The sequence below is a fragment of the Microbacterium sp. ABRD28 genome, from assembly GCF_003850245.1.
Lineage (GTDB): Bacteria > Actinomycetota > Actinomycetes > Actinomycetales > Microbacteriaceae > Microbacterium.
This window is the reverse complement of sequence record NZ_CP031015.1, coordinates 293,335-313,220: the sequence shown is the minus strand read 5'-3', so window position 1 is coordinate 313,220 and position 19,886 is coordinate 293,335. Positions and strand designations below refer to the sequence as shown.

The window sequence follows — 19,886 nt, the reverse complement described above, 5'->3', positions numbered from 1 at the left end:
CAGGGGAGTCCGACATGAATCTGCGCACCGCACTGTTTCCGACCACCGCACTGTTCCCGACCGCGGCAGACGGCGCGGGTCGCCGACTCACCGCCCGCATGGCGCGGCGCCTTCGCCCGCGTCGTGCGCGTTCGACCTTCCGTCCGCTCATCGCCCCGTGCGCCGCCTGAGACCGGGCGTACGCTGAGCGCATGCCCATCGCTCAGCCCGCGGCATCCGTCTCCCTCGAGGGGTTCGAGCTGCGCGTGGTGCACCTGCCGCTGGTGGCCCCTTTCACGACCTCGTTCGGCACCGAGACGGTGCGCGAGGTGATCATCGTGCGTGCCCTCACCGCGGACGGCGACGGGTGGGGCGAGATCGTCACGGGGGCGGCGCCGCTGTATTCCAGCGAGTACACCCAGGGCGCGTGGGACGTCGCGACACGCTTCCTCGTGCCGGCCCTCCTCGAGCGACGGCGGGTCGCCCCGCACGAGGTTCCGGGCCTCCTCGCGCCCATCGTCGGACACCGCATGGCCAAAGCCGGTCTCGAACTCGCCGTCCTCGACGCGGCCCTCCGGGCCGAGACGCGCTCGCTGGGCGCGTTCCTGGGAGCCGCGGTCGACCGGGTGCCCTCCGGCGTCTCGGTGGGGCTGCAGCGCGACCCCGCGGCGCTCGTCGACGCGGTCGGCGCCTACCTCGCCGAGGGGTACGTGCGGATCAAGATCAAGATCAAGCCGGGTCGGGATGTCGCTGACACCGCCGCCGTGCGCGACGCGTTCGGCGAGGTGCCGCTGCAGGTCGACGCGAACTCCGCGTACACGCTCGCCGACATCGACACCGTGGCCGCCCTCGACGCCTTCGACCTGCTGCTGATCGAGCAGCCGCTGCAGGAGGACGACCTCGTCGACCACGCCGTGCTGGCCGAGCACGTGCGCACGCCGATCTGTCTGGACGAGTCGATCGTCTCGGCCAAGGCAGCCGGCGACGCGCTCGCGCTGGCGGCGGCGTCGGTGATCAACATCAAGGCGGGCCGGGTCGGCGGGTACCTCGAGGCGGTGCGCATCCACGACCTGTGCGTGGCCGCGGGGGTCCCCGTCTGGTGCGGCGGCATGCTCGAGACCGGCATCGGCCGGGCCGCCAACGCGGCGCTCGCCGCTCTGCCCGGCTTCACCCTGCCCGGCGACGTGTCGGCGGCGAGCCGGTTCTACGACCGTGACATCGTGACCGAGCCCGCGGTCCTCGACGACGGGCATGTGCGGGTGCCGACCGGTCCGGGGCTCGGGGTCGAGATCGACCGCGCTTTCCTCGACGCGGTCACCGCGGAGCGGGTGGAGATCCGGCGGTAGCGCTGATGCGGCGTCCCCAACTCCTGCAGATCAGCGGTCTACCGCATCGACACGCCGAGCGGAGGGGGCGCGCTCGCCGATTCTGCAGGAGTTCGGTCGCCCTCGCCGTCGCGCTCCTCCTGACCGGCTGCGCGGGCGGGAGCGGGAGCGGCGGCGAAGCGCGTGAGCCTGCGTCCGACAGCGCGACCGCCCTGCCCACGGGCGTCAGCGTGGAGATCGTCCAGCTTCGCGCCGACGTCGCCGTGCGTCAGGCGCAGGTGCACGTCGTCAACGGCAGCGACGTCGACCTCGAGATCGGCGATGTCGCTGTCGACGATCCCCGGTTCGCCACCCCGGCCACCCGCGTGCTGCCCGGGCGCACGAGCCGCGTTCCCGCCGGCGGCGAGGTCGACATCCGCGTGCAGCTCCCCGAGGTCGCGTGCGCACGCGACGACGCCGGGCCCCTCGAACCGACTGTCGCGCTCGGATTCAGTGTCGACGGCGCGGCGGGAACCGCGCGGGTGAGGGCCGCCGACCCTCTGGGCTTCCTCGCGCCGCTGCACGAGCGTGAGTGCCGGGCGGCCGCGCTCGCCGAGGCGGCGACGCTGGCGTTCACCGGCTTCACCCCCGCACCGGCCGGGGAGCCCGCGAGCCTCGAGCTGACGGTGACCCCGGCCGGCGGCGACGCGACGCTCGTCGCGGTGCAGGCGACGAACCTGCTCGACTTCGGCCCGGAGACGGTGGACGGCGTGTTCCCGCTCGATGTGACGGTGGCGGCCGACGATATCGCTCCGATCGTCGTCGACATCCCGATCGTCCCCTCGCGCTGCGACCCCCACGCGGTGCAGGAGGACAAGCGCGGCACGATCTTCGACGTCCGCCTCACCCTCGCCGGCGAGCCCGGTGAGATCGAGCTCTTCGTCGGTGAGACGCTGCGCGGCGACATCCTCACCTGGGTGTCGAACTGGTGCGTATTCGCCGGCTCGCCCTAGTCCTCGCGCCCCACCCCGCCGTGGATGGCGACCCCGTCCAGGGCGTCGAGGATCGCCACACCCAGCGCGCCCCCGGCATGCCACGGGGTGTACGCCTCGGTCCACCAGCGCGTGGTCTCGGGCGCCGTCACGCCCGGCAGCACGCGCTCCCGCTCGCGGCTCTCGGGCGCGAGGCGCGGTCTCAGCACCGACAGCACCACGACGCCGTCGACGACGACCTGCAGGACGGCGCCGTCATCCAGAGGACGCAGCTCGAAAGGGGCGCCGTCGCCGCCGGTCACCCGGTCGTGGACGGATGCCGCGGCCCGCCCGATCGCGGCCGCATCCACCGGCTCGGGGGTGAGCACCACGCTGCTACGAGGCATCGGACATCCTCCGTCGGCGTCGCGGACCCGGTTCGCCGGAGTCGTTCTCCGCCGGCGCGGAGGACCCCGCCGGAACCGGTGTCTCGGTCGGGGCCGGCTGCGCCTGCGTGGCGGCACCGGCATCGAATCGGGCCACCTGCACCAGGGTCGGCCGCTCGCCGCGGCGGGCGAGGCGCCCCCGGCCGGCGATCATCGGCTCGGCGTAGAGCTTGGGGAGCAGCTGTCCCTCGGCGCGGTCGCCCGACATGATCAGCGCCGTTCCGCCCGTGTCGCGGATGCCCTGCAGCGCCAGGTCGAACATCGCGCGCGAGGCTCCGGCGACCGGCCGGCTGACCACGACGTTCAGGCGCAGGTCACGCGCCGACGCGAGGTAGGGCAGAAGCGGGCGGAGGGGTTCGGTGCCCCCGGCGGCGAGGATGTCGAAGTCGTCGGCGACGACCAGGATGCGCGGGCCCGGCGCGGAGCGGTCGATCGCGCGCTTCTCGAGCTCGGTCGCGATCGACTCCGCCAGCTGACGTCCCTGACGGCCGGAAGTGGCGTGTCCGCCGAGGTAGGCGTCGGGCACGTCCGCGGCGAGCTCGCCACGTGCGTCGAGAAGACCGACGACGAGCTCCTCGGGCGAGTACCGGTCGATCGCGCCCTGGACGATGCCCCGAAGGGTCGTGGTCTTGCCGCAGCGGCTGTCGCCGAAGATGAGCAGGTGCGGGTCGCCGGTGGCGAGGTCGAGGGCGACCGGCTGCATGGTGTCCTGGCGGATGCCGAACGGGATCGCATCGGGCTCGTCGAAGGCGTCGGGAAGCTCGGCGGGCTCGAGCACCTCGGGAAGCAGCCGGATGGGTGCAGCCTCGGGGCCCTCCCACCGCGCGGCGCTCTCTCGGGCGATGCGTTCGAGGGCGGCGCCGATGTCATCGTCCTCGGCCTCCTCGAGAAGCGGCAGCGCGATCTGGGCGAAGAGCTTCTCGTCGGTGAGCACCCGGCCCGGCTCGTCGGCCCGGAGGGTGGTGGAGAGCTTGCGTGCGATCTGCGAGTCGGCCGGGTCGTTGAGCTTCAGCTCCAGTCGGGTGCCGACGAGGTTCTGCAGGTTCATCCGCAGTTCGTTCCAGCGGGACAGGGTCACCACGACGTGGATCCCGAAACTGCCCCCTCTCTCGAGAAGCTGCGCGATGGGTGCCTCGAGGTCTTCGAACTCGGTGCGGACGGCTCCGAGGCCATCGACGAGCAGAACCACGTCGGCACTCGGCAGCTCGGGCAGCCGCCCCGCGGCGTGCTGGCGGCGCATGTCGGCGAGGGAGTCGAGGTTCTGCTCGCGGAACACCCGTTCCCGGACGGCGAGCATGCCGGTGAGCTCTTCGAGCAGCCGCCCGAGGCGCTCCCGGTGTCCCCGGGTCGCGACGCCGCCGACGTGGGGGAAGGGCTCGATCCTCGCGAGCCCGCCGCCGGTGAGGTCCATGCCGTAGACGCTCACCTCGCGCGGGGAATGGGTGAAGGCGAGCGCGGTCGCGAGGGTTCGCAGGAACGTCGAGCGCCCCGACTGCGGGGCGCCCATGATCGAGACGTGACCGCCCGAGCGGGTGAGATCCAGCAGCCACGGCTCCTGCCGCTGCCGGCTCGGGTCATCGAGCAGACCGATGGGTGCCCTCAGGGTGCCGGCGACGGCTTCGCCTTCGCTGCTGGGGAGCACGCCGCCGAGGGTGAGCACCGGCGGGAGCGGGGGAAGCCACACCGGGCGGGTGCGGGCGACCCCGCGGGCGACGCGTTCGGTCGCGGCCTGCACGAGGGTGCGCCCGGTGACCGGAACCTCGGGTTGCGAGCTGTCGAGCCCGGCGGTGTCGCCGGGGTCGGGGTCCAGAGCGCGGAGGTCGTAGGGCGGGAGCGGCAGCACCGGCGGCGCGACCTCACGCTCGGGGCCGCGTTCGATCCGCTCCGGCACCGGCCCCGAGACGTAACCCGCGCGGAATCGCGTGTACACCGAGGTGTCGACCTTCAGATAGCCGAACCCGGGGATGGCGGGCAGGTGGAACGCGTCGGGGCTGTCGAGCACGACGGCCGATTCGGCCTCGCTGAAGGTGCGCAGGCCGATGCGGTACGACAGATAGGTGTCCAGGCCCCGCAGGCGCCCCGCCTCGATGCGCTGGCTCGAGAGCAGCAGGTGCACGCCGATCGATCGACCGATGCGCCCGATCGTGAGGAGCAGCTCGACGAAGTCGGGCTCGGCGGTGAGGAGCTCGCCGAACTCGTCGATGACGAGGAAGAGATGCGGCATCGGCGGCAGATCGTCGCGCTCGCGGCGCAGCTGGCGGTAGTGGCCGATGGATGCCGCGTTGCCGGCCTCTTTCAGCAGGCGCTGGCGGCGCACCACCTCACCCTGGATGCTCGCGCGGGCGCGCTCGGTCAGCTGCGGATCGTCGGCGAGATTGTCGATGATGCCGGCGACGTGGGGAAGCGGGGCGAATGGCGCGAACGCCGCGCCGCCTTTGTAGTCCACGAGGATCATCGACAGATCGTCGGGGGCGTGGGTCAGGGCGAGTCCGAGGATGAGCGTGCGCAGCAGCTCGCTCTTTCCCGACCCTGTCGCGCCGATGCAGATGCCGTGGGGGCCCATGCCGAGCTGCGCCGATTCCTTCAGATCGAGCAGGACCGGGGCGCCGCGGTCGTCGATGCCGATCGGCACGCGCAGGAAGTCTCCGGCGCTCCGGGGGCGCCAGGCCGAGCCGACGTCGATCGTGTCGACGTCGGCGACCCCGAGCAGCTCGGTGACATCGGGGGCGAGCACGGTGCCGCTGTCGGTGGAGCTCGTGCGGGTGAGGCGGAGGCCCGCGAGCGGGCGCCCGATCACCTCGAGCAGAGCGATGTCAACGGGGTCGGGCTGGATATCGGTGACGGCGGGGTCGCCGCTTCCCGGCGTCTCCACCGTGGCGGTCCCGCCCGAAAGGGTGATGCGGGTGGAGACCGTCGAGGGCTCCTTCAGCCGGTCGTCGACGATGTGGACGACGGTCACACCGAGGTCGGCCAGGTCGAACGCGGCGTCGATGCGGGGGAGCGCGGTCGCGGAGCCTCCGTCCTCGTCGATGAAGATGACGAGACGACCCGGCTTGGTGCGTCGCCCGGCGCGGCGGGCCGCGGCGGTGGCGGCGGCGCGGTCGCGAAGCTCGTCGCGGAGGAGGGTGAGGAGCTCCGGCAGCGACGGTGCGATGCGCCGTGCGGCGAGGGCGCCGGCGGGGATGTCGCTCGCGGCGACGTGCGGCAGCAGATCGAATCCGCGCCACTCGTCGCGCACGCGCGCGGGGAGGACGGCGGCGAGGTGGACGTCGTCGGGCGAGTGGAGCGCGGCGATCTGCGCGGCGATCCCGCGGCAGACCTGGAGGGCCGTCTCGCGGTCTCCGACGATCGAGACCTGGCCGCCCCGCTCGAGGTCGACCTCTGCCGGCATCCCCTGCGACAGACCGGCGAGGCGTACCATCCGCTCGGCCGATTCGCGCATCACCGGGTCGAACGGCTGCACCGGATTCTGTTCCGGCGGCAGCGAGACATCGACGGCGCGCAGGTCGGCGGTGCCGATCCTGACGCGGAGGAAGTCGGCGTCGCCCGGCCGGCGCTCCCAGCGTCGCGCGGGATTGAGCGCGACTTCGACCAGGGTCGCGGGGGCCGGGTGGAGGGCGAGGGAGGCCTCGCGGTGGACGTCGGCGAGCTCGCGCACCTCGCCGCGGGTGCGTTCGAGGTAGTCGAGATAGCGCTCGCGCTGGAGTCGGCGCTGGCGCGCGGCGTTGCCGCGCGAGCTGAAGGCCATGCCGACGCCGCCGACGAGGGCCACGACGAGGATGACCGCGCCGACGACGACCATGATCGGGTTGTTGCGCAGCAGCACGATCATCGTGATCGACGACAGGCTGCCCACGACCGGCAGGAGCGACTGGATGGGAAAGCCCGAAGCCCCTTCGCCGAGGGGCGGTGGCGGTGCGAGCATGATCTCGGCCGGCGGCTCGACCGGGGTGGTGAGGCGCGCGGGGCGGTGGATGACGCGGAGGGTCATGCCGTGACCTCCCGTCCGCCGGCGACGAGGGCTGCGGCGAGGCTCAGGACGGCGCGCCGTGCGGCCCGCGGAGCGCGCGGGATGAAGACGACCGGATGCGACGAGGTCGCCGCGATCGCTCGCGCCACCGCCGAGGAGTCGGGGTCGGTTTCGGTGAGGGCCAGAACCACGGCGGGTCGTTCGGCGAGCGCCTGGATCGCGGGAACGACCGCACGCGCGTTCTCGGCGGCGGCGCGGGACGCGTCGGCGACGAGACACACGACATCGCTGAGCGCGGCGCAGGAACCGAGGTCGGCAAGGGGGTGGTGGGCGCCGAAATCGGTGACGGCGACATCGAAGAACCGGGTGATCGGTGCCGCCTCAGCCAGCCACGCACCCACCGGGTCGCCGGTGGCGGGCGGGCGGAGGCCCACGATGCCGCGGCGATCCTCGAGCCCGGTCAGTGCCTCGGCGGTCGTCCGCGCCCCCGCGCGCGTCTCGTTCGGTGCCGTCTCGGCGACTTCGAGCGCCCGGGCCAGGTCACCGTCGGGGGTGACGTCGACGGTCAGCACCGACTCGGGGCGACGCGCGGTGATCGCGCGGGTGACCTGCAGGGCGAGGGGGGTGACGGACGCGTGCGGCGCGAGCGAGAGGATCCCGATGCGACGCGTCGTGGACAGGGGCGCGCGGATCGCGGCATCCTGCGTCGCCAGCACGGTCTGCGCGGCGGTGGCGCTGCCGAAGACGATGCGGGGAATCGAGGCGAGACCCTGACTCATGAGCCGCCGCCGAACATGCCGAGGAGTTCGTCGTAGATGCCGAGGGCGCCCAGGAGCAGCGGCAGGAGCGAGACGACCGCGAGGGTCTCGAGGATGTTGCCGAGCCCGCGAAGGCGCGCGCGAGCGGCGGGCTTGGGCGAGACGATGCTCGCGGTGGCGATGACGGCGGCGACGGCGACACCGACGGCGGGGGCGATCCAGCCGAGGGGTGCGAGCTGCGTGAGGAACGCGGTGAGCCCGATCGCGCCGACAGCCGCCCAGAGCGCCCAGCCCTGCGCGCGGAGCGGGAAGGCGCGGAAGCGAAGCGCGGCGACGGCCGCGATGGCGAGGGCGACCAGTCCCGGCCAGAGCGCATCGGCGAGGACGAGTGCCACCCCGGTGATGGCGAGGGCGGCTGCGACCGCGAGCACGCTCCAGGTGAGGGCGGCGTAGGCGTCGTCGATGGCCGAGAACGCCCGGTCGCGGCCGATGCGGTCGCCGGCGGCGGCCTGGGTGTCGAGGGTGGTGAGCCCGGCGGCCGACAGCGCGATCCAGGGCAGGGGCCCCGTGACGAAGGCGGCCACCACCGCGGTGATCGCGGCGGCGGCGGGGTCGGTGACGCCCGCGATGAGAAGGACGAGCAGGAGCGTGCCGAGCACCGCGCCGAGTGCGCCGCCGGCGAGGGCTCCGGGCGACCGGCGGGCGACGCCGATCGCGACGAGGACGGTGGTGGACGCGGTGGCGAGTCCGACCGCGGCACCCAGGAGCAGATCGGAGGTGAGGGTGGCGGCGGCGACGGCCAGCACGGCCGCGATTCCTGCCGCGGCTGCCCCGACGGCGGCCGACACCCGACGGATCCCGCCGAGCCCGAGCCCGGCTGCAGTGGCGAGGAGGATCACGAACGCCGCGATCTGGATCGCCGCGGCCGCGTCGCCCGGAAGGGGCAGGAGCAGGGCGCCGCCGCCGACGGCCAACGCGATGCCGGTGCCGGCCGCCAGTGCGCGGGCGCGGGAGTCCCACCGGTCAGGGCGGCTGTCGTGGGCGTCGGCGGCGGCATCGGTCACGTCGATGACGACGGGCGAGGGCGGTGCTGCCTCGAGGCGCTCCAGGCGCAGCAGGGTGCCGTCGAGCAGGTCGAGCTGCGTGGGGGTGCGGGCGATGTCGAGCTGTTCGCCGTCGGGGGCGACGAGGGTGAGCGGGCGCGCGACGGTGCCCTCGGTCTCGCCGAGGAGATCGAGCAGGCGCGGCAGAGCCGATCCGAGCGACTCGTCGCTCGGGACGACGACCTCGGCGCGGGCGTGGGCGCCGGCGACGGTGACGCGGGTGTAGATGCTCACAGGGCCTCCGGTGCGTAGGGCAGGACGATTCCGGACGCGTTCGCCTGCTCGCGGGCGGCGGCTTGGTCGGCCAGGAGCTGACTGACGAACGAGATGCCCGCGCACACCGCGCAGGCGATCGCGGCGACGATGATCGAGCCGATCAGACGCTTCATGTGGTCGTTGACGGTGCGGCGTTCGTCGATGTGTCCGTAGAGGAGGGCCGAGCCCAGTCGCATCCACTGGATCTTCGCCTGCTCGATGAGCACGGCGTCCTTCTGATCAGGCATCGCGGGTACCTCCGCGTTCGAAGAACAGGCGGGCGACGGCCGGTGAGAGTCCCAGGAGGCGCCACAGGCGTTCGCGGTCGAGCGGGGCGACGACCTCGTCCAGGCGCTGCCATCCGCCGCCGTCGATCGAGCCGAGGGGGATCAGGGCGCCGGGGAGGCGCGGGCTGCCGACGGTGGTGCCGCCGACCTCGGCGGTCCATCCGGCGGCGTCGACGCCGAGGGCGCGGACCCCCGGAGGGCCGACGAGCAGCGCCAGGGGTTCGGGTGCGGGCGAGGCGGTGGCGCGGCGGGCCAGGTCGGGCGAGCCGATCGAGCCGAGCACCACGCCGATGAGCGGCATGCCGACCGTCGCCGCGGCCGCGAGCGACCGGCGGGCGAGCCCGGCGAGATCGGCCGATGCCGCGTCATCCGCTCCGGCGACGTCTGCGACGACTCGCGTCGTCTCCTCCAGACCCTGACCGGTGCGGCTGATGTGCAGCGTGCCGACGAGGAGTCGGGAAGAAGCGGAGACGGCGATCCAGCGGCTGTCGTTCGGCATGCGCCGACGGGTGCGCTCGGTGAGATCGTCGCGGTCCCACGCTGCGAGCAGGGGTTCGAGGGCGCCCCAGTGCGTGGGCGGCGCCTGGGTGACGACCTCCGACACGGCGTCGAGGACGCCGCCGAGGCGTACGGGCCTGCTCACCCGGTGGCGCGTGGACACCGAGACGACGAGCTGCAGGCGGCTTCGGATCGTGGCGCGGAGGAAGGCCGGGTGCACGCGGGCAGGGTCGAGGGGGCCGCCCATGGAGAGGGCGGCGTCGGGGGTGTCGAGGCGGGCGCCGGAGCGGGCGTCGTAGAAGCCGTCGGTGCGGGTGCGGATGATCCAGTGCCCCTGCGTCGACGACAGTGCTTCGGCCAGGGGCTCGGTCATCCGGGTGTGCTCGCCCGAGACCAGGAGCGGCCTGCGGCCTTCGGTGGCGGTGCGTCCGAGGAGGTCGCTGAGCCCCTGCGAGAGGCTCAGCACCTCGCTGTGGATCTCGGTGAGCACCCAGCCCTCGCCGGTCGCGTCGGCGAGGGGATGGTCGATCGTCAGCGTCATCGCGCCTCCGTCACCGAGAGGCTCCGGTCGCCGAGGTCGATCTCGGCGGGGAGCGGGAGCGGGGTGCGCTGGTGGGCGATCAGCGGATGCCGGTTGCCGGCCGTGCGGATGAAGGTGCCGTTGGTGGAACCGAGGTCGGTGACCCACAGGCGTGCGCCGTCCCACTCCAGGCGGGCGTGCGACTTCGACAGCGAGCGCGAGAGGTCGGGCCATTGGAACGCTTCGGCGGGCGCATCGGCGGGAGCGGTGGGTGTGCGTCCGAGGATGAGCGCTGATTCGAGCGACAGTCGCTCGCCGGAGTCGAGGCGCACGAGCGGCACACCCCCGCGCGCGGCGGATCGGGGCCGGGGCGTCGGTGCCGGCGCCTGGGGGAAGGTGACGGGAGCCAGAGCGGGCGCGAAGGGGTCGCGGCCGCGACGGAGGTCGAAGGTCTCGAGCTGTCCGCGCAGCAGCGCCGGCAGGAACGAGCGGCCTGCGGCCGCGCCCGTGGGTGCTTTGACGGTGCGCAGCCCGACGGCCAGGCCGCCGAGGGCGCGGCCGCTGCGAGCGAACTGCCAGGCGGTGACGGCGACGAGGATCGCGCTGATGACGAGAAGCGCGGTGCCGAGGGCAGGGGCCCCCGTGACGAGGGCGAGGATGCCGCCGATCGCGGCCACCAGGGGAGCGGCGAGGTCGATGAAGATCGCCCCGGCGAGCTGGCCGGCGCGAGCGCGGGCGGTGAGCACGAGGGGGTCGACGTCGGCCAAGCGCAGCGAATCCTGTGTGGTCATCCTGTTCTTGCGTTCTTCCCGTTCCGGCGAACCCTCCGATCCTAGTCGGGGCTTGCCTGGCGCTCCCTGTCCGGCCACCGCTGCGGCCGCCGTCAGGATGACTCCCGCTCCCTCAGCCTCGCGAGCTGAACGTCGGCTGGTTCCGCGGTGCCCAATCGGAAGGGTGCTGAGCCGTCCTCGGGTATCGCGAAGGGGCCGTTGCCGGCGAGCGCCTGCATGACGTCCCCGTCCTCCATGAAGGCCCGGCTCTGATACCCCTGCACCCACCAGCGTCCCTGGTCCTCGGGTTGTCCGACGAGGACGCACGGAGTTCCGCCGCGTTGCTCCGCGTCGCTCAGCATTCGAAGAGCGATGCGGCGTGCGTCGGCTGCGTCGACGACATCCCCCGCGGGCGTGTTCACGGGGTCGCGATCCGCCTCAGCTGCCCTTCTCGCACGAGGTCGCGGATGCCCATCGAGGGATCCTGGACCGCGAATCGGATGCCGCCCCCTTCTCGTCCGAACCACGGCGGCGTGACGGTGGCGGCGACCCGGATGGGAGCCGTCGTGAGGAACGACTGGAGGGGCTGATCCAGGGCGGTCACCGGAAGCGAACGCGCCTCGAACGACGTGCCGGTCGGGTAGAGGAGGAATCCGTCGAGGGCGCCGATCCGATCGACCAGCAGACCGGCGGGCAGGTCGATCACGGTGTCCTTCACGCCGCGAGCGGCGAGATCCATCACGTGCGGGGCGGCCCACGTGAGAAGCCGTTCCCGCTCGCTGTCGGGCAGTTCCTCCGGCTCGGGGAGCGGCGACAGCGCGTACGGGAACAGCGCGGTGATGATCTCCGCCGCCGATGCGCGCCGCAGCAGCACGCGCGCCGTTCCGTAGTCGACGGTGGAGAGGGTCCACCGGTCGCCCGCGTCGGCGATGACGAGTGCTCCCTCCCACGGCACCCCGTCGTCCCCGGGGAGGAGGACGGCCCGGTCGGGGACACCGTTCTCGCGCAGGGTGGTTCGAACGTTCGCCCAGGAGGTCTCGGGCGTCATCGGTCTCCTCTTTCGTCGCACGACATCGCCGACAAGCCTATGCACACGGCCGGAATGCCGTTCGCCGTCAGAATAGGAGTGTGGATGACGCTGGAATTCTCGCGCTGTGGGCCGACCGCCTGGGTTACCTCCCGATGACGGACGACGGGACGTTCCTGGTCGGGTGGGGCGACCTCGAGACGGCATTCGCTATCCGAGAGGACAGCGAGGGGTTCACCGTCGACAAGCAGAGTCGGGGTCAGTGGGCAACGCTCGGGCGCTTCTCGGCACGATCAGAAGCGGAGGCGTTCCTCGCGGTCTGCCTGGCATCGATCTGGCGCGCGGACCGCGGGCTCGGAGATGTCTTCCCCGCCGACCCCGCACCCGACACCACCGTCACCCGGACCGATGAGGGCTACGACGTCGGGGCCGGGGGACACCACGCATCCTTCCGTCAGCGCAGCGACGCCAAGCGCTACACCTACGTCGCCGGCCGCGGACTCCAAAAGGTGAACGACTTCCTCATGCAGTAGCTGGGCCGGTCGGAGAATCCTCCGGGGCCAGCGCTCGAATCTGTGCGTTCACGTCGCGAACCGAAGGAAGCGCGAACGACGCCCCACCGTCTTTCGGCACGACGATCGGCGTGTTTCCGACCAGCAGCGCATCAAGATCGCCGCGCTCGACGTACTCTCACCCCTGGTAGAAGAACACCCAGTACCGACCCGACTCGACCGGGTCACCGAGGACGACCCGCTCGATCCCGTCCTCGGCCGTCGACTCCTCGAGAAGGGCCTCGATAAGTCGGCGCGCTTCCTCCACCGTCCGCGTATTCACAGTGTGGCGTCCTTGGTCCGTGTTGGACGGTCGAGCGCGCAGTTCAGGACCTTGCCCTCGGCGACCGCGAGGCCCCACACCGTCTCGGTCCGCGATGGTGTCGATACCTCCACTGCGTCTCGCACGCGGCGGCCCAGCAGTTCGGTCAGCTCGGGCTCGGTCAGCAATCGGCTCGCGATGCGCTGCGCCTTGGCGGCATCCATCTCGTCCGTCATGCTCCGTCGAGTCCGCGACCGGGGGAAAGGACGTCTCTCAGAAAGCGCAGTCCTTCGACGGCGTCCGCCAAGGCCTCCGATTGGTTGCTGTAGGAGCGCCGGGTGGTCTCGATGACTCCCGCACGCTCGTCCGTCGTCACCGTGTACCACGTGCCGGCTCGCTCGAAGAGGCACAGCTTGTTCGCTGTTGCGCCGCTCGGCTCCGAACGCGCCAGCCATCGTCCGAGACGCTCCACCCGGACGACCTCGTCGAAATCTGACTTGTTCACAGTGTGATCTTCTTCAGGACGCCGAAGCCCTCACCAACCGCGCGCGTACGGCGGAATCACTCACGCTCGCGGATGCGGGCGAGCTGGATGTCGGCCGGCTCCGCGCTCCCCAGGCGGAACGGCGGCGAACCATCCTTGGGTATGGCGAAGGGTCCGTTGCCTGCAAGCGCCTGCATGATGTCGCCCTCCTCCATGAAGGCGCGGCTCTGGTAGCCCTGCACCCACCAGCGACCGTGATCCTCTGGTTCACCGACGAGCACGCACGGGACACCTCCGTTCCGCTCTCCTTCGGCGAGGAGCTCCGCGGCGATGCGCTGCGCCCCGACGGCGTCGACGACGTCAGCCATTCTTCGTCACCATGAGTCCGATTCTCGACACATCTTCGAGGCGGGCGAAAGAGCCGGTCTGCGCATCCAAGAACACCACGCCGTTGCGATCGTGAATGACGTTGAACACGTGAGCCGACCCATTCGGTCTTGCGATGTAGACGACCCCGCGGCTGCCCTCGGGCAGGGCGGTCATCCGCGCGACGACGTCCTGATATCCACCCATCCACTGGAAGTTCGGTGTGATGCCGAGTCCGGTGAAGATGTCTCCCACGTCACGGGGCACAGCGGAGGGCATCGCCGATGCCGGTGTCCCCTCCATGACGCGATCGAACGCGATCACGCATCGCGTGCAGTTCTGATCCCATCCCCGAGTCGCGAATCCCGGGTCGAGTGTGCCGGCCTGAAGACCGTCGAACCGCGTCGCATTCACACCGAGGAGCCCCGGGTACTCGTGTCGGATGATCGACCGCTGCAGGTCGGCGGGGATGCTGTCGAAGTGAAGTGCCGTCACATTGACGGACCCGGGGACCGGCGACGAGAAGTCACTGAGTGCGTTCGCCCCTGCGTCGAGACCACTCGGCAGGGTCGGAGACGTCGACTCGATGATCCGGTAGTCGTTGGACAGCAGCTGCTCGACGCTGAGAACACCGTCGACGTCGTCGACGAACTGCAGCTGAATGCCGCCGCCGGGCTGACCGAACGCCGGAGCGACCTCGGAGACCTCGATGTGGACCCCGGGAGGAAGCTCATCGGTGAGGCGGAACACGTGATACCCGGCGTTGAGGTTGCCGCCCGGCAGCGCCCGCTGCTCGAACAGCACACCCTCCGGCGAGAGGTAGGCGCCCCCGCTCCCGCCGAAGCGGTCGATCGTGTCGCCGTGATCGCGGCGGAACGCCTCCATGTCGGTGTACGACACCCGCGAGCCGGGCACCGCGCCGTCGTTGCCGGGGTAGATGGGCCGGTTGTCCGGACCCATGTACCGCTCTTCCCACTCGGCACGGGTGTACGGCTCGCCGTCCGAGCCGCGACCGTAGGGCGCCTCGGGGTCGGAGACGAGGTGCCGGATGTCGGCCGGCACCTCGGCCGGCGGCGCGTACTGGTCGGCGAGCGTGCCGTGATCGGCGCGAGGCTCGCCGTACTGGGGATCGATGTCTCCCCCGCGGTGCTCCGGCCCCTGGGTCCAGCCGTCACCCTCGCCGCCGCGGTCGACCGGAACGGAACCGTCGCCCGGGCCCGAACCGTCACCTGATCCTGTGCCCTCTCGCGCTGGGGTGTTCGCGTCTGCGCCGGAGCCGGCCGACCCACCGGTCTCGGTGCGCACGGGCGCCTCGCCGACGATCGCGTTCACGGGGGCCGGACCGGTCTCGCCGCGCACGCCACCGGCATTCACCAGTTCCGGTTCGCGCGCGGGCACGGAGACGGATGCCCCGGTCCCGCCGTCGCCGGCGCGGATGCCACCGGCGGCGGCGTTGTCGAGGGAGCCCGCCGGCATCTCGATCACACCGCCGGGGAACTCCAGCACCGGTGCGCCGGTCTCGTCGACCCGGGCGTAGACGTTCTGCGGGTCGACGCCGAAGTCATCCAGCAAGCGCATCGCCGACGCCGAATCGGCCGCGGTGTAGACCTCGACCGGGCCGAGGTTCACGTCGACGGGTGTGTTGTCCAGACGCCCGATGAGGTTGTCCAGGCTCCCGAGCCCGGCGCTTCCCAGGCGCATCGTGCCGTTCACGGCCCAGGCGGCCGGGTCGACGAAGTCGGCGACCCGCGCCATCCGGGAGATGACGGATGCCGCCGTCGAGGCGGTCTTCACTCCGGCGACCGCCGCGCCACCCACCGGGATCAGGGCGGTGCCGACGTTGAACACCGACTCGCCGAGCGCAGTGCCCGGGTCATCGGCCCACTTATCCCAGGCGATGAGCGCCTTGCCGGTGTTGATCGCGGCCTCGTCGGCCTGCGCCTTGAAGTCACGCACCTCCTGCGGGAGGAAGCCGTCGCCGCCGAACTGCTGCATGAGCGTGTCGGCGTGAAAAATGGGGGCGAGCACCCCGCCGTTGGCCATTCCGGCGAACAGCAGGTTGCCGAGGTTCCCCCAGGCAGCGCCATACGCGTCGCCCGAGAAGAAGTCGCCCGTCTCGGGGTTGTACCCGAGGACGAGCGTGCCGAGGCCCTGCACGGTGCCCCAGATTCCCCCGACGGCGATGCCCTCCCAGAGGAAGTCCTTGAAGACGAAGTTCGCCGTCGCCTCGCCGCAGCCCTCGGTGCGCTCGACCTCGGCGCCCCAGGGCATCTCGGTGCCCTCGGGGATCTCCTCAATCCCATAGCCGAGGGCGTCGTCCTCCGACTGCGCCGCGCGTAGCGGATCGGCGCCGTAGAGGGCGCGGATGGTGTTCGCGCAGTCGCGCTCGGCCTCCCACAGCAGCACCTGCTGCGCGTTCACCTGGGCGATGAGGTCGTTGTTCCGATCGACGTACTCCTGGACCTCGTGCCACTCCTTCGTGACGGTCCGGTACTGCTCCACCGGCTCGGCCGAGCTCGTCGACCCGGTCGCTCCGTACGCGTTCCACGAGCCCTGATACGACGCCGCCGTCGTGCCGTACGACCCGTACGCGGTGTAGGCGGGGTTCAGCTCCTGCACCTGCACGCCACCCGCGATCTCGGCGCGGAACGCCTGGGCGTCCAGCCGCAGCTGGTCGAGCGCCGCCTTGATCGGGCGCACCGTCTCGGCGAACCCGGTCAGCGCCTGCGAGACGACCGAGAGGTTGTCGCCGACCTGCGTGGACTGCGTGTTCACCGGCTGCATCAGGTCGAGCACGATGCCCGACTCGGGCGCCTCGTACACCGCGGCCATGCCCTGCCACTTCGTGTGCACGGCGGCGCCGTGATCGCGCACCTGACCGGAGATCGTGCTGACCGTTCCGGCGTGGAGCTCGATGGTGTCCGGATCGATGTCCTTACCCGGAATCGCGTCCGGATCGATGGCACTCGGCATCTCTCACCTCACCCCCGGTGGCAGCACGGGCGGGTAGACCGTCGCGTGTGCCGCAGACTGCGCATTCGCCGCCATATCCAGGTCACCCTGCACGTAGGCTTCCGTCGCGCTGACGACACCCGTCGCGGCGGCGCCGATCCGGGTGCTCATCCCCTGGATTCGGGGACCCTCTTGAATCTGGAAGTACGACTGCACCGCTTCAGCGATCGCGGCCGACTGCGAGGCGGTCACCGCCCCCTCGAGGGCGGGACTGAGGTTGTTCAGCGCCGTGCCGAGAGCCTCGGCATCGACGTTGACGTCCTGCAGTACGGCGACGACCCCTGACGGTTGGATTCTCCAGCCCGTCACAGGTCAGCCTTTCTCAGCCGATGGATTCGACCGCGGTACGCGCCTTGCTGAGAGCGGTCTGCGCCGACTCGTCATTGCGCTCCAGCGACGACCGGAGCGTCTGGATGATCGAGCGCACCTCGCCCGCGGCGTTCTTCCACCGGAGCTCCTTGGCGCGATAGTCCTCCGAGACGCCGTCGGCGGCGTAGTCGGCCATCGCGGCGTTCACGTCGCGATCGTGCGCGTCGATCAGCGTCTCGAGCTGAGCGGCCACACGATTGAAGTTGTCCTGTGCGTTCTGCGATGCCGGAATGCTGTAATCCCGACGGTCACCCTGATTCGCCATGATGATCCCCCTCGTCATCGAGCGCCGAAGCGCGCCGCGTCGAACGATGAACCCGACTCCAGGCTGGTGGTGGAGTCGACCATCGACGCCTCACCCTCCTGGAACGACCGGTCCATCCCTGCGATACCGCCCAGAACGCCGTCCAGCGCGAGCTTCAGCTCACCGGAGATCGCGTCGGTGCGAGCCTTGAAGCGGTCGAACGCCACGCGTCCGGCGCCCTGGAACTGCCCCTCCAGCGGCTCCGCCGCCTCGAGCAGCTGCCGCACGAGCAGCGCCAGCTCGTCACTCGACCCGGAGGTCGCCTTTCCCAGCACGCCCAGCGTGTCAGCCCCCATCGCGAACTTCATCGCGTACCTCCCCGAATCGTGGACAACGACTTCCACAGCCTAGACAACCGCGAAACCGCCTTCCAATCAGATGAGAGAACTCTCCTTTTCGGGCCTTCCAGCTGACACGATGGGATCCGACGGGAGGGCCTCATGGCGGATTACCCCAACATCGCCGATCACGGCGTGATCGGCGACCTGCAGACGGCGGCGCTGGTGGCCACCGACGGCACGATCGACTGGTTCTGCGCGCCGCGGTTCGATTCCCCGAGCATCTTCGGGTCGCTCCTCGACGCCGAGACGGGCGGGTTCTGCAGCATCCGGCCGATCGCCGAAGACGTCGTGACCCGGCAGCTCTACCTCCCTGACACCGCCATCCTCATCACCCGGTTCATGACCGAGGACGGTGTCGGCGAGGTCGTCGATTTCATGCCGATCGCCGGACGAGGGCATACCCAGCGTCACCGCATCGCACGCCTCATCCGCGTCGTGCGCGGTGTGATGGAGTTCGAAGCCGAGGTCCGCCCCCGGTTCGGGTACGGACGACCTCCTGAGAGCATCGAGGCCTCGCCCGATCACGGTGTGGTGTTCACCGGCGCCGGCCAGACCCTCACCGTTCACCGGGTCGGCGACGTCATCGAGCGTGACGGTGCTCCCGCCGGCCACCTGGAGATGGTCGACGGCGCCCTTCGCGTCCGCGGCGAGCTTCGAGCCGGCGAAAGCACGGGGCTGCTCCTGGAGACCGGCGGTACCCGCGCCGAGCGGGTTTCGGCCGGTGAGCTGGACCGGATGTTCCGACGCACCCAGCGGTTCTGGCGGGAATGGGTGGACAGATCGACCTATCGCGGTCGCTGGCGGGAGGTTGTCACACGTTCGGCCATCACCCTGAAACTCCTCACCTACGCGCCCACCGGGGCCATGGTCGCCGCACCCACTGCCGGACTCCCCGAACAGGTCGGTGGCGAGCGCAACTGGGACTACCGCTACACGTGGATCCGCGACGCGTCGTTCTCGGTGTCGGCTCTGCTCGCGCTCGGGTACGCCGACGAGGCGGAGGCCTTCGTGGCGTGGCTCGCCGATCGCGTCAAGGAGAGCGTCGGTGACGAATCGGGTCCGCTGAAGATCATGTACCGCGTCGACGGCACCCACGACCTCGACGAGACGGTGCTCGAGGACTTCGAGGGCTACCGCGGCTCCCGACCGGTCCGCATCGGCAACGGCGCAGAGGACCAGCTGCAGCTGGACATCTACGGCGAGGTCATGGACTCCATCGCCCACGCTCAGGCCCACGGCCTGATGCTTTCGCACCGCGGGTGGACCGAGGTCGCCCGCATGCTCGACTGGGTGTGCGACAACTGGCAGCGCGATGAAGAAGGAGTCTGGGAGACCCGCGGCGGACGGCAGCGCTTCACCTTCGGACGCCTGATGTGCTGGGTGGCGCTGGACCGCGGCATCCGTCTGGCGGAATCGATCGGAAAACCTGCCGACATCGTCCGGTGGCGTACCGAGCGCGACGCGCTCTACTCCGAGATCATGACCGCCGGATGGGACGACAAGCGTCACGCCTTCGTCCAGCACGAGGGGACGGACGTGCTGGATGCATCGCTCCTGGTCATGCCGCGGACCGGTTTCGTCTCGCCACGCGACCCCCTGTGGCTCTCGACCCTGCGGGCGATGGACGAGGAGCTCGTCTCCGACAGCCTCGTCTACCGCTACAACCCGGCAGCATCGCCTGACGGCCTGCGCGGGGCGGAGGGCACCTTCACCCTCTGTTCCTTCTGGTACGTCGACGCCCTCGCCCGGTCGGGCCGACTGGATGACGCGCGGCTGACGTTCGAGAAGATGCTGACCTACGCCAATCACCTGGGTCTCTATGCCGAGGAGATCGGCCTCACCGGGGAGCAGCTCGGCAACTTCCCGCAGGCGTTCAGCCATCTCGCCCTCATCACCGCCGCCGTCAACCTCGACAGGATGCTAGGAACATGACCACGCCGCCGCCCGTCCCGCCCGCTGCCGAACCGATGAACCCGTCCGATGAGAAGCTCTGGGCCACCCTCGTGCACCTCGGCGGACTCTTCCTCGGGTTCCTCGCCCCCCTCATCGGCTATCTCGTGCTGAGGGATCGCGGACCGTTCGTGCGGGCGCACACCGCGACCGCGTTGAACTTCCAGCTCACCCTGATCATCGCCTACCTCGTCGGCGGCATCCTGACCTTCTTCCTCATCGGGATCTTCGTCATCCTGGCCGCCTACGTCCTCAACATCGTGTTCTGCATCCTCGCCGCCGTCGCCGCCAACCGTGGCCAGTGGTACACCTACCCGCTGTCGATCTCGTTCGTCCGATAGGGCTCACTAGAATCGACG

The 19,886-nt window shown here is 71.1% G+C and carries 23 protein-coding genes; 6 read left to right on the top strand and 17 right to left on the bottom strand.

From position 1 onward, the window contains the following. The first annotated feature begins 14 nt into the window (after nt 1-14). From DT073_RS15770 to DT073_RS01550, 3 genes are all read left to right on the top strand, one after another. Nucleotides 15-170 (top strand): hypothetical protein, encoded by a 156-nt coding sequence (locus DT073_RS15770; RefSeq protein ID WP_164478122.1) that lies wholly within the window; start codon nt 15-17, stop codon nt 168-170. Nucleotides 171-191: 21 nt separating this feature from the next. Then, nucleotides 192-1,325, top strand: a complete 1,134-nt coding sequence (menC, locus tag DT073_RS01555) for an o-succinylbenzoate synthase (protein ID WP_124291799.1) — start codon at nt 192-194, stop codon at nt 1,323-1,325. A 209-nt stretch (nt 1,326-1,534) separates the two neighbouring features. Further along, nucleotides 1,535-2,296, top strand: a complete 762-nt coding sequence (locus DT073_RS01550; protein ID WP_240638683.1) for a hypothetical protein — start codon at nt 1,535-1,537, stop codon at nt 2,294-2,296. On the opposite strand, the gene DT073_RS01545 is transcribed toward DT073_RS01550, so the two are convergent. The 9 genes from DT073_RS01545 to DT073_RS01510 all read right to left on the bottom strand — a co-directional run bounded on the left by DT073_RS01545 (nt 2,293) and on the right by DT073_RS01510 (nt 11,909). Beyond that, nucleotides 2,293-2,661, bottom strand: coding sequence for a hypothetical protein (locus DT073_RS01545; protein WP_124291798.1), 369 nt, complete (start codon nt 2,659-2,661; stop codon nt 2,293-2,295). The two genes, DT073_RS01550 and DT073_RS01545, sit on opposite strands and share 4 nt — an antisense overlap. Further along, complete coding sequence (gene eccCa, locus DT073_RS01540; RefSeq protein ID WP_124291797.1) at nt 2,651-6,691, bottom strand: type VII secretion protein EccCa; 4,041 nt, start codon at nt 6,689-6,691, stop codon at nt 2,651-2,653. Before eccCa ends, DT073_RS01545 begins: the two co-directional genes overlap by 11 nt. After that, nucleotides 6,688-7,449, bottom strand: a complete 762-nt coding sequence (locus tag DT073_RS01535) for a hypothetical protein (RefSeq protein ID WP_124291796.1) — start codon at nt 7,447-7,449, stop codon at nt 6,688-6,690. Before DT073_RS01535 ends, eccCa begins: the two co-directional genes overlap by 4 nt. Continuing rightward, entirely contained in the window at nt 7,446-8,765 is a 1,320-nt protein-coding gene (locus DT073_RS01530; RefSeq protein ID WP_164478121.1) for an EsaB/YukD family protein, read from the bottom strand. The genes DT073_RS01535 and DT073_RS01530 overlap by 4 nt, the downstream gene beginning before the upstream one ends. Then, nucleotides 8,762-9,034 carry a hypothetical protein gene (locus DT073_RS15765; protein WP_164478120.1) on the bottom strand — a complete coding sequence of 91 codons (273 nt, stop codon included), beginning with the start codon at nt 9,032-9,034 and terminating at the stop codon, nt 8,762-8,764. The genes DT073_RS01530 and DT073_RS15765 overlap by 4 nt, the downstream gene beginning before the upstream one ends. Beyond that, the gene (locus DT073_RS01525) at nt 9,027-10,112 is read right to left on the bottom strand and encodes a DUF6177 family protein (protein ID WP_124291794.1); all 1,086 of its coding nucleotides are present in this window, start codon (nt 10,110-10,112) and stop codon (nt 9,027-9,029) included. Before DT073_RS01525 ends, DT073_RS15765 begins: the two co-directional genes overlap by 8 nt. Then, the gene (locus tag DT073_RS01520; protein WP_124291793.1) at nt 10,109-10,882 is read right to left on the bottom strand and encodes an FHA domain-containing protein; all 774 of its coding nucleotides are present in this window, start codon (nt 10,880-10,882) and stop codon (nt 10,109-10,111) included. Before DT073_RS01520 ends, DT073_RS01525 begins: the two co-directional genes overlap by 4 nt. Before the next feature lie 92 nt (nt 10,883-10,974). After that, nucleotides 10,975-11,283, bottom strand: coding sequence for a YrhB domain-containing protein (locus tag DT073_RS01515; RefSeq protein ID WP_124291792.1), 309 nt, complete (start codon nt 11,281-11,283; stop codon nt 10,975-10,977). Then, nucleotides 11,280-11,909, bottom strand: coding sequence for a TNT domain-containing protein (locus DT073_RS01510; RefSeq protein WP_164478119.1), 630 nt, complete (start codon nt 11,907-11,909; stop codon nt 11,280-11,282). The genes DT073_RS01515 and DT073_RS01510 overlap by 4 nt, the downstream gene beginning before the upstream one ends. Nucleotides 11,910-11,989: 80 nt before the next feature. Between DT073_RS01510 and DT073_RS01505 the strand changes: the two genes are divergently transcribed. After that, nucleotides 11,990-12,421: an Imm61 family immunity protein gene (locus DT073_RS01505; protein ID WP_164478118.1), complete on the top strand. Its 432-nt coding sequence runs from the start codon at nt 11,990-11,992 to the stop codon at nt 12,419-12,421. A gap of 157 nt (nt 12,422-12,578) precedes the next feature. Here DT073_RS01505 and DT073_RS15760 read toward each other — a convergent pair whose 3' ends face one another. Genes DT073_RS15760 through DT073_RS01460 form a run of 8 tightly spaced genes read right to left on the bottom strand, consistent with a single transcriptional unit; the run spans nt 12,579 to nt 17,544 of the window. Beyond that, nucleotides 12,579-12,722 (bottom strand): hypothetical protein, encoded by a 144-nt coding sequence (locus tag DT073_RS15760; RefSeq protein WP_164478117.1) that lies wholly within the window; start codon nt 12,720-12,722, stop codon nt 12,579-12,581. Beyond that, nucleotides 12,719-12,937, bottom strand: coding sequence for a hypothetical protein (locus DT073_RS01500; RefSeq protein WP_124291789.1), 219 nt, complete (start codon nt 12,935-12,937; stop codon nt 12,719-12,721). Before DT073_RS01500 ends, DT073_RS15760 begins: the two co-directional genes overlap by 4 nt. Then, complete coding sequence (locus DT073_RS01495; RefSeq protein ID WP_124291788.1) at nt 12,934-13,206, bottom strand: hypothetical protein; 273 nt, start codon at nt 13,204-13,206, stop codon at nt 12,934-12,936. Before DT073_RS01495 ends, DT073_RS01500 begins: the two co-directional genes overlap by 4 nt. Before the next feature lie 56 nt (nt 13,207-13,262). After that, nucleotides 13,263-13,553 carry a YrhB domain-containing protein gene (locus DT073_RS01490; protein WP_124291787.1) on the bottom strand — a complete coding sequence of 97 codons (291 nt, stop codon included), beginning with the start codon at nt 13,551-13,553 and terminating at the stop codon, nt 13,263-13,265. Next, nucleotides 13,546-16,524 carry a glycohydrolase toxin TNT-related protein gene (locus DT073_RS15755; RefSeq protein WP_164478116.1) on the bottom strand — a complete coding sequence of 993 codons (2,979 nt, stop codon included), beginning with the start codon at nt 16,522-16,524 and terminating at the stop codon, nt 13,546-13,548. Before DT073_RS15755 ends, DT073_RS01490 begins: the two co-directional genes overlap by 8 nt. A 3-nt stretch (nt 16,525-16,527) precedes the next feature. Next, nucleotides 16,528-16,872 carry a DUF6507 family protein gene (locus DT073_RS01470; RefSeq protein WP_124291786.1) on the bottom strand — a complete coding sequence of 115 codons (345 nt, stop codon included), beginning with the start codon at nt 16,870-16,872 and terminating at the stop codon, nt 16,528-16,530. A gap of 13 nt (nt 16,873-16,885) precedes the next feature. Continuing rightward, complete coding sequence (locus tag DT073_RS01465) at nt 16,886-17,197, bottom strand: pore-forming ESAT-6 family protein (protein WP_124291785.1); 312 nt, start codon at nt 17,195-17,197, stop codon at nt 16,886-16,888. Between the two features lie 14 nt (nt 17,198-17,211). Next, nucleotides 17,212-17,544 carry a hypothetical protein gene (locus tag DT073_RS01460; protein ID WP_124291784.1) on the bottom strand — a complete coding sequence of 111 codons (333 nt, stop codon included), beginning with the start codon at nt 17,542-17,544 and terminating at the stop codon, nt 17,212-17,214. Nucleotides 17,545-17,676: 132 nt separating this feature from the next. On the opposite strand from DT073_RS01460, the gene DT073_RS01455 reads away from it, so the two are divergent. Both DT073_RS01455 and DT073_RS01450 read left to right on the top strand, forming a co-directional pair. Beyond that, the gene (locus DT073_RS01455) at nt 17,677-19,509 is read left to right on the top strand and encodes a glycoside hydrolase family 15 protein (protein ID WP_124291783.1); all 1,833 of its coding nucleotides are present in this window, start codon (nt 17,677-17,679) and stop codon (nt 19,507-19,509) included. Next, a complete protein-coding gene (locus DT073_RS01450; RefSeq protein WP_240638682.1) occupies nt 19,506-19,868 on the top strand; it encodes a DUF4870 domain-containing protein in 363 nt (120 codons plus the stop codon). The genes DT073_RS01455 and DT073_RS01450 overlap by 4 nt, the downstream gene beginning before the upstream one ends. The last annotated feature ends 18 nt before the right edge of the window (nt 19,869-19,886 follow it).

What these genes read in the sequence shown, in the direction of transcription:
- DT073_RS15770 (WP_164478122.1), top strand. Translation starts at nt 15, where the DNA reads ATGAATCTGCGCACCGCACTGTTTCCGACCACCGCACTGTTCCCGACC.
- menC (WP_124291799.1), top strand. Translation starts at nt 192, where the DNA reads ATGCCCATCGCTCAGCCCGCGGCATCCGTCTCCCTCGAGGGGTTCGAG.
- DT073_RS01545 (WP_124291798.1), bottom strand. Translation starts at nt 2,661, where the DNA reads ATGCCTCGTAGCAGCGTGGTGCTCACCCCCGAGCCGGTGGATGCGGCC.
- eccCa (WP_124291797.1), bottom strand. Translation starts at nt 6,691, where the DNA reads ATGACCCTCCGCGTCATCCACCGCCCCGCGCGCCTCACCACCCCGGTC.
- DT073_RS01535 (WP_124291796.1), bottom strand. Translation starts at nt 7,449, where the DNA reads ATGAGTCAGGGTCTCGCCTCGATTCCCCGCATCGTCTTCGGCAGCGCC.
- DT073_RS15765 (WP_164478120.1), bottom strand. Translation starts at nt 9,034, where the DNA reads ATGCCTGATCAGAAGGACGCCGTGCTCATCGAGCAGGCGAAGATCCAG.
- DT073_RS01525 (WP_124291794.1), bottom strand. Translation starts at nt 10,112, where the DNA reads ATGACGCTGACGATCGACCATCCCCTCGCCGACGCGACCGGCGAGGGC.
- DT073_RS01520 (WP_124291793.1), bottom strand. Translation starts at nt 10,882, where the DNA reads ATGACCACACAGGATTCGCTGCGCTTGGCCGACGTCGACCCCCTCGTG.
- DT073_RS01510 (WP_164478119.1), bottom strand. Translation starts at nt 11,909, where the DNA reads ATGACGCCCGAGACCTCCTGGGCGAACGTTCGAACCACCCTGCGCGAG.
- DT073_RS01500 (WP_124291789.1), bottom strand. Translation starts at nt 12,937, where the DNA reads ATGACGGACGAGATGGATGCCGCCAAGGCGCAGCGCATCGCGAGCCGA.
- DT073_RS01490 (WP_124291787.1), bottom strand. Translation starts at nt 13,553, where the DNA reads ATGGCTGACGTCGTCGACGCCGTCGGGGCGCAGCGCATCGCCGCGGAG.
- DT073_RS15755 (WP_164478116.1), bottom strand. Translation starts at nt 16,524, where the DNA reads ATGCCGAGTGCCATCGATCCGGACGCGATTCCGGGTAAGGACATCGAT.
- DT073_RS01465 (WP_124291785.1), bottom strand. Translation starts at nt 17,197, where the DNA reads ATGGCGAATCAGGGTGACCGTCGGGATTACAGCATTCCGGCATCGCAG.
- DT073_RS01460 (WP_124291784.1), bottom strand. Translation starts at nt 17,544, where the DNA reads ATGAAGTTCGCGATGGGGGCTGACACGCTGGGCGTGCTGGGAAAGGCG.
- DT073_RS01455 (WP_124291783.1), top strand. Translation starts at nt 17,677, where the DNA reads ATGGCGGATTACCCCAACATCGCCGATCACGGCGTGATCGGCGACCTG.
- DT073_RS01450 (WP_240638682.1), top strand. Translation starts at nt 19,506, where the DNA reads ATGACCACGCCGCCGCCCGTCCCGCCCGCTGCCGAACCGATGAACCCG.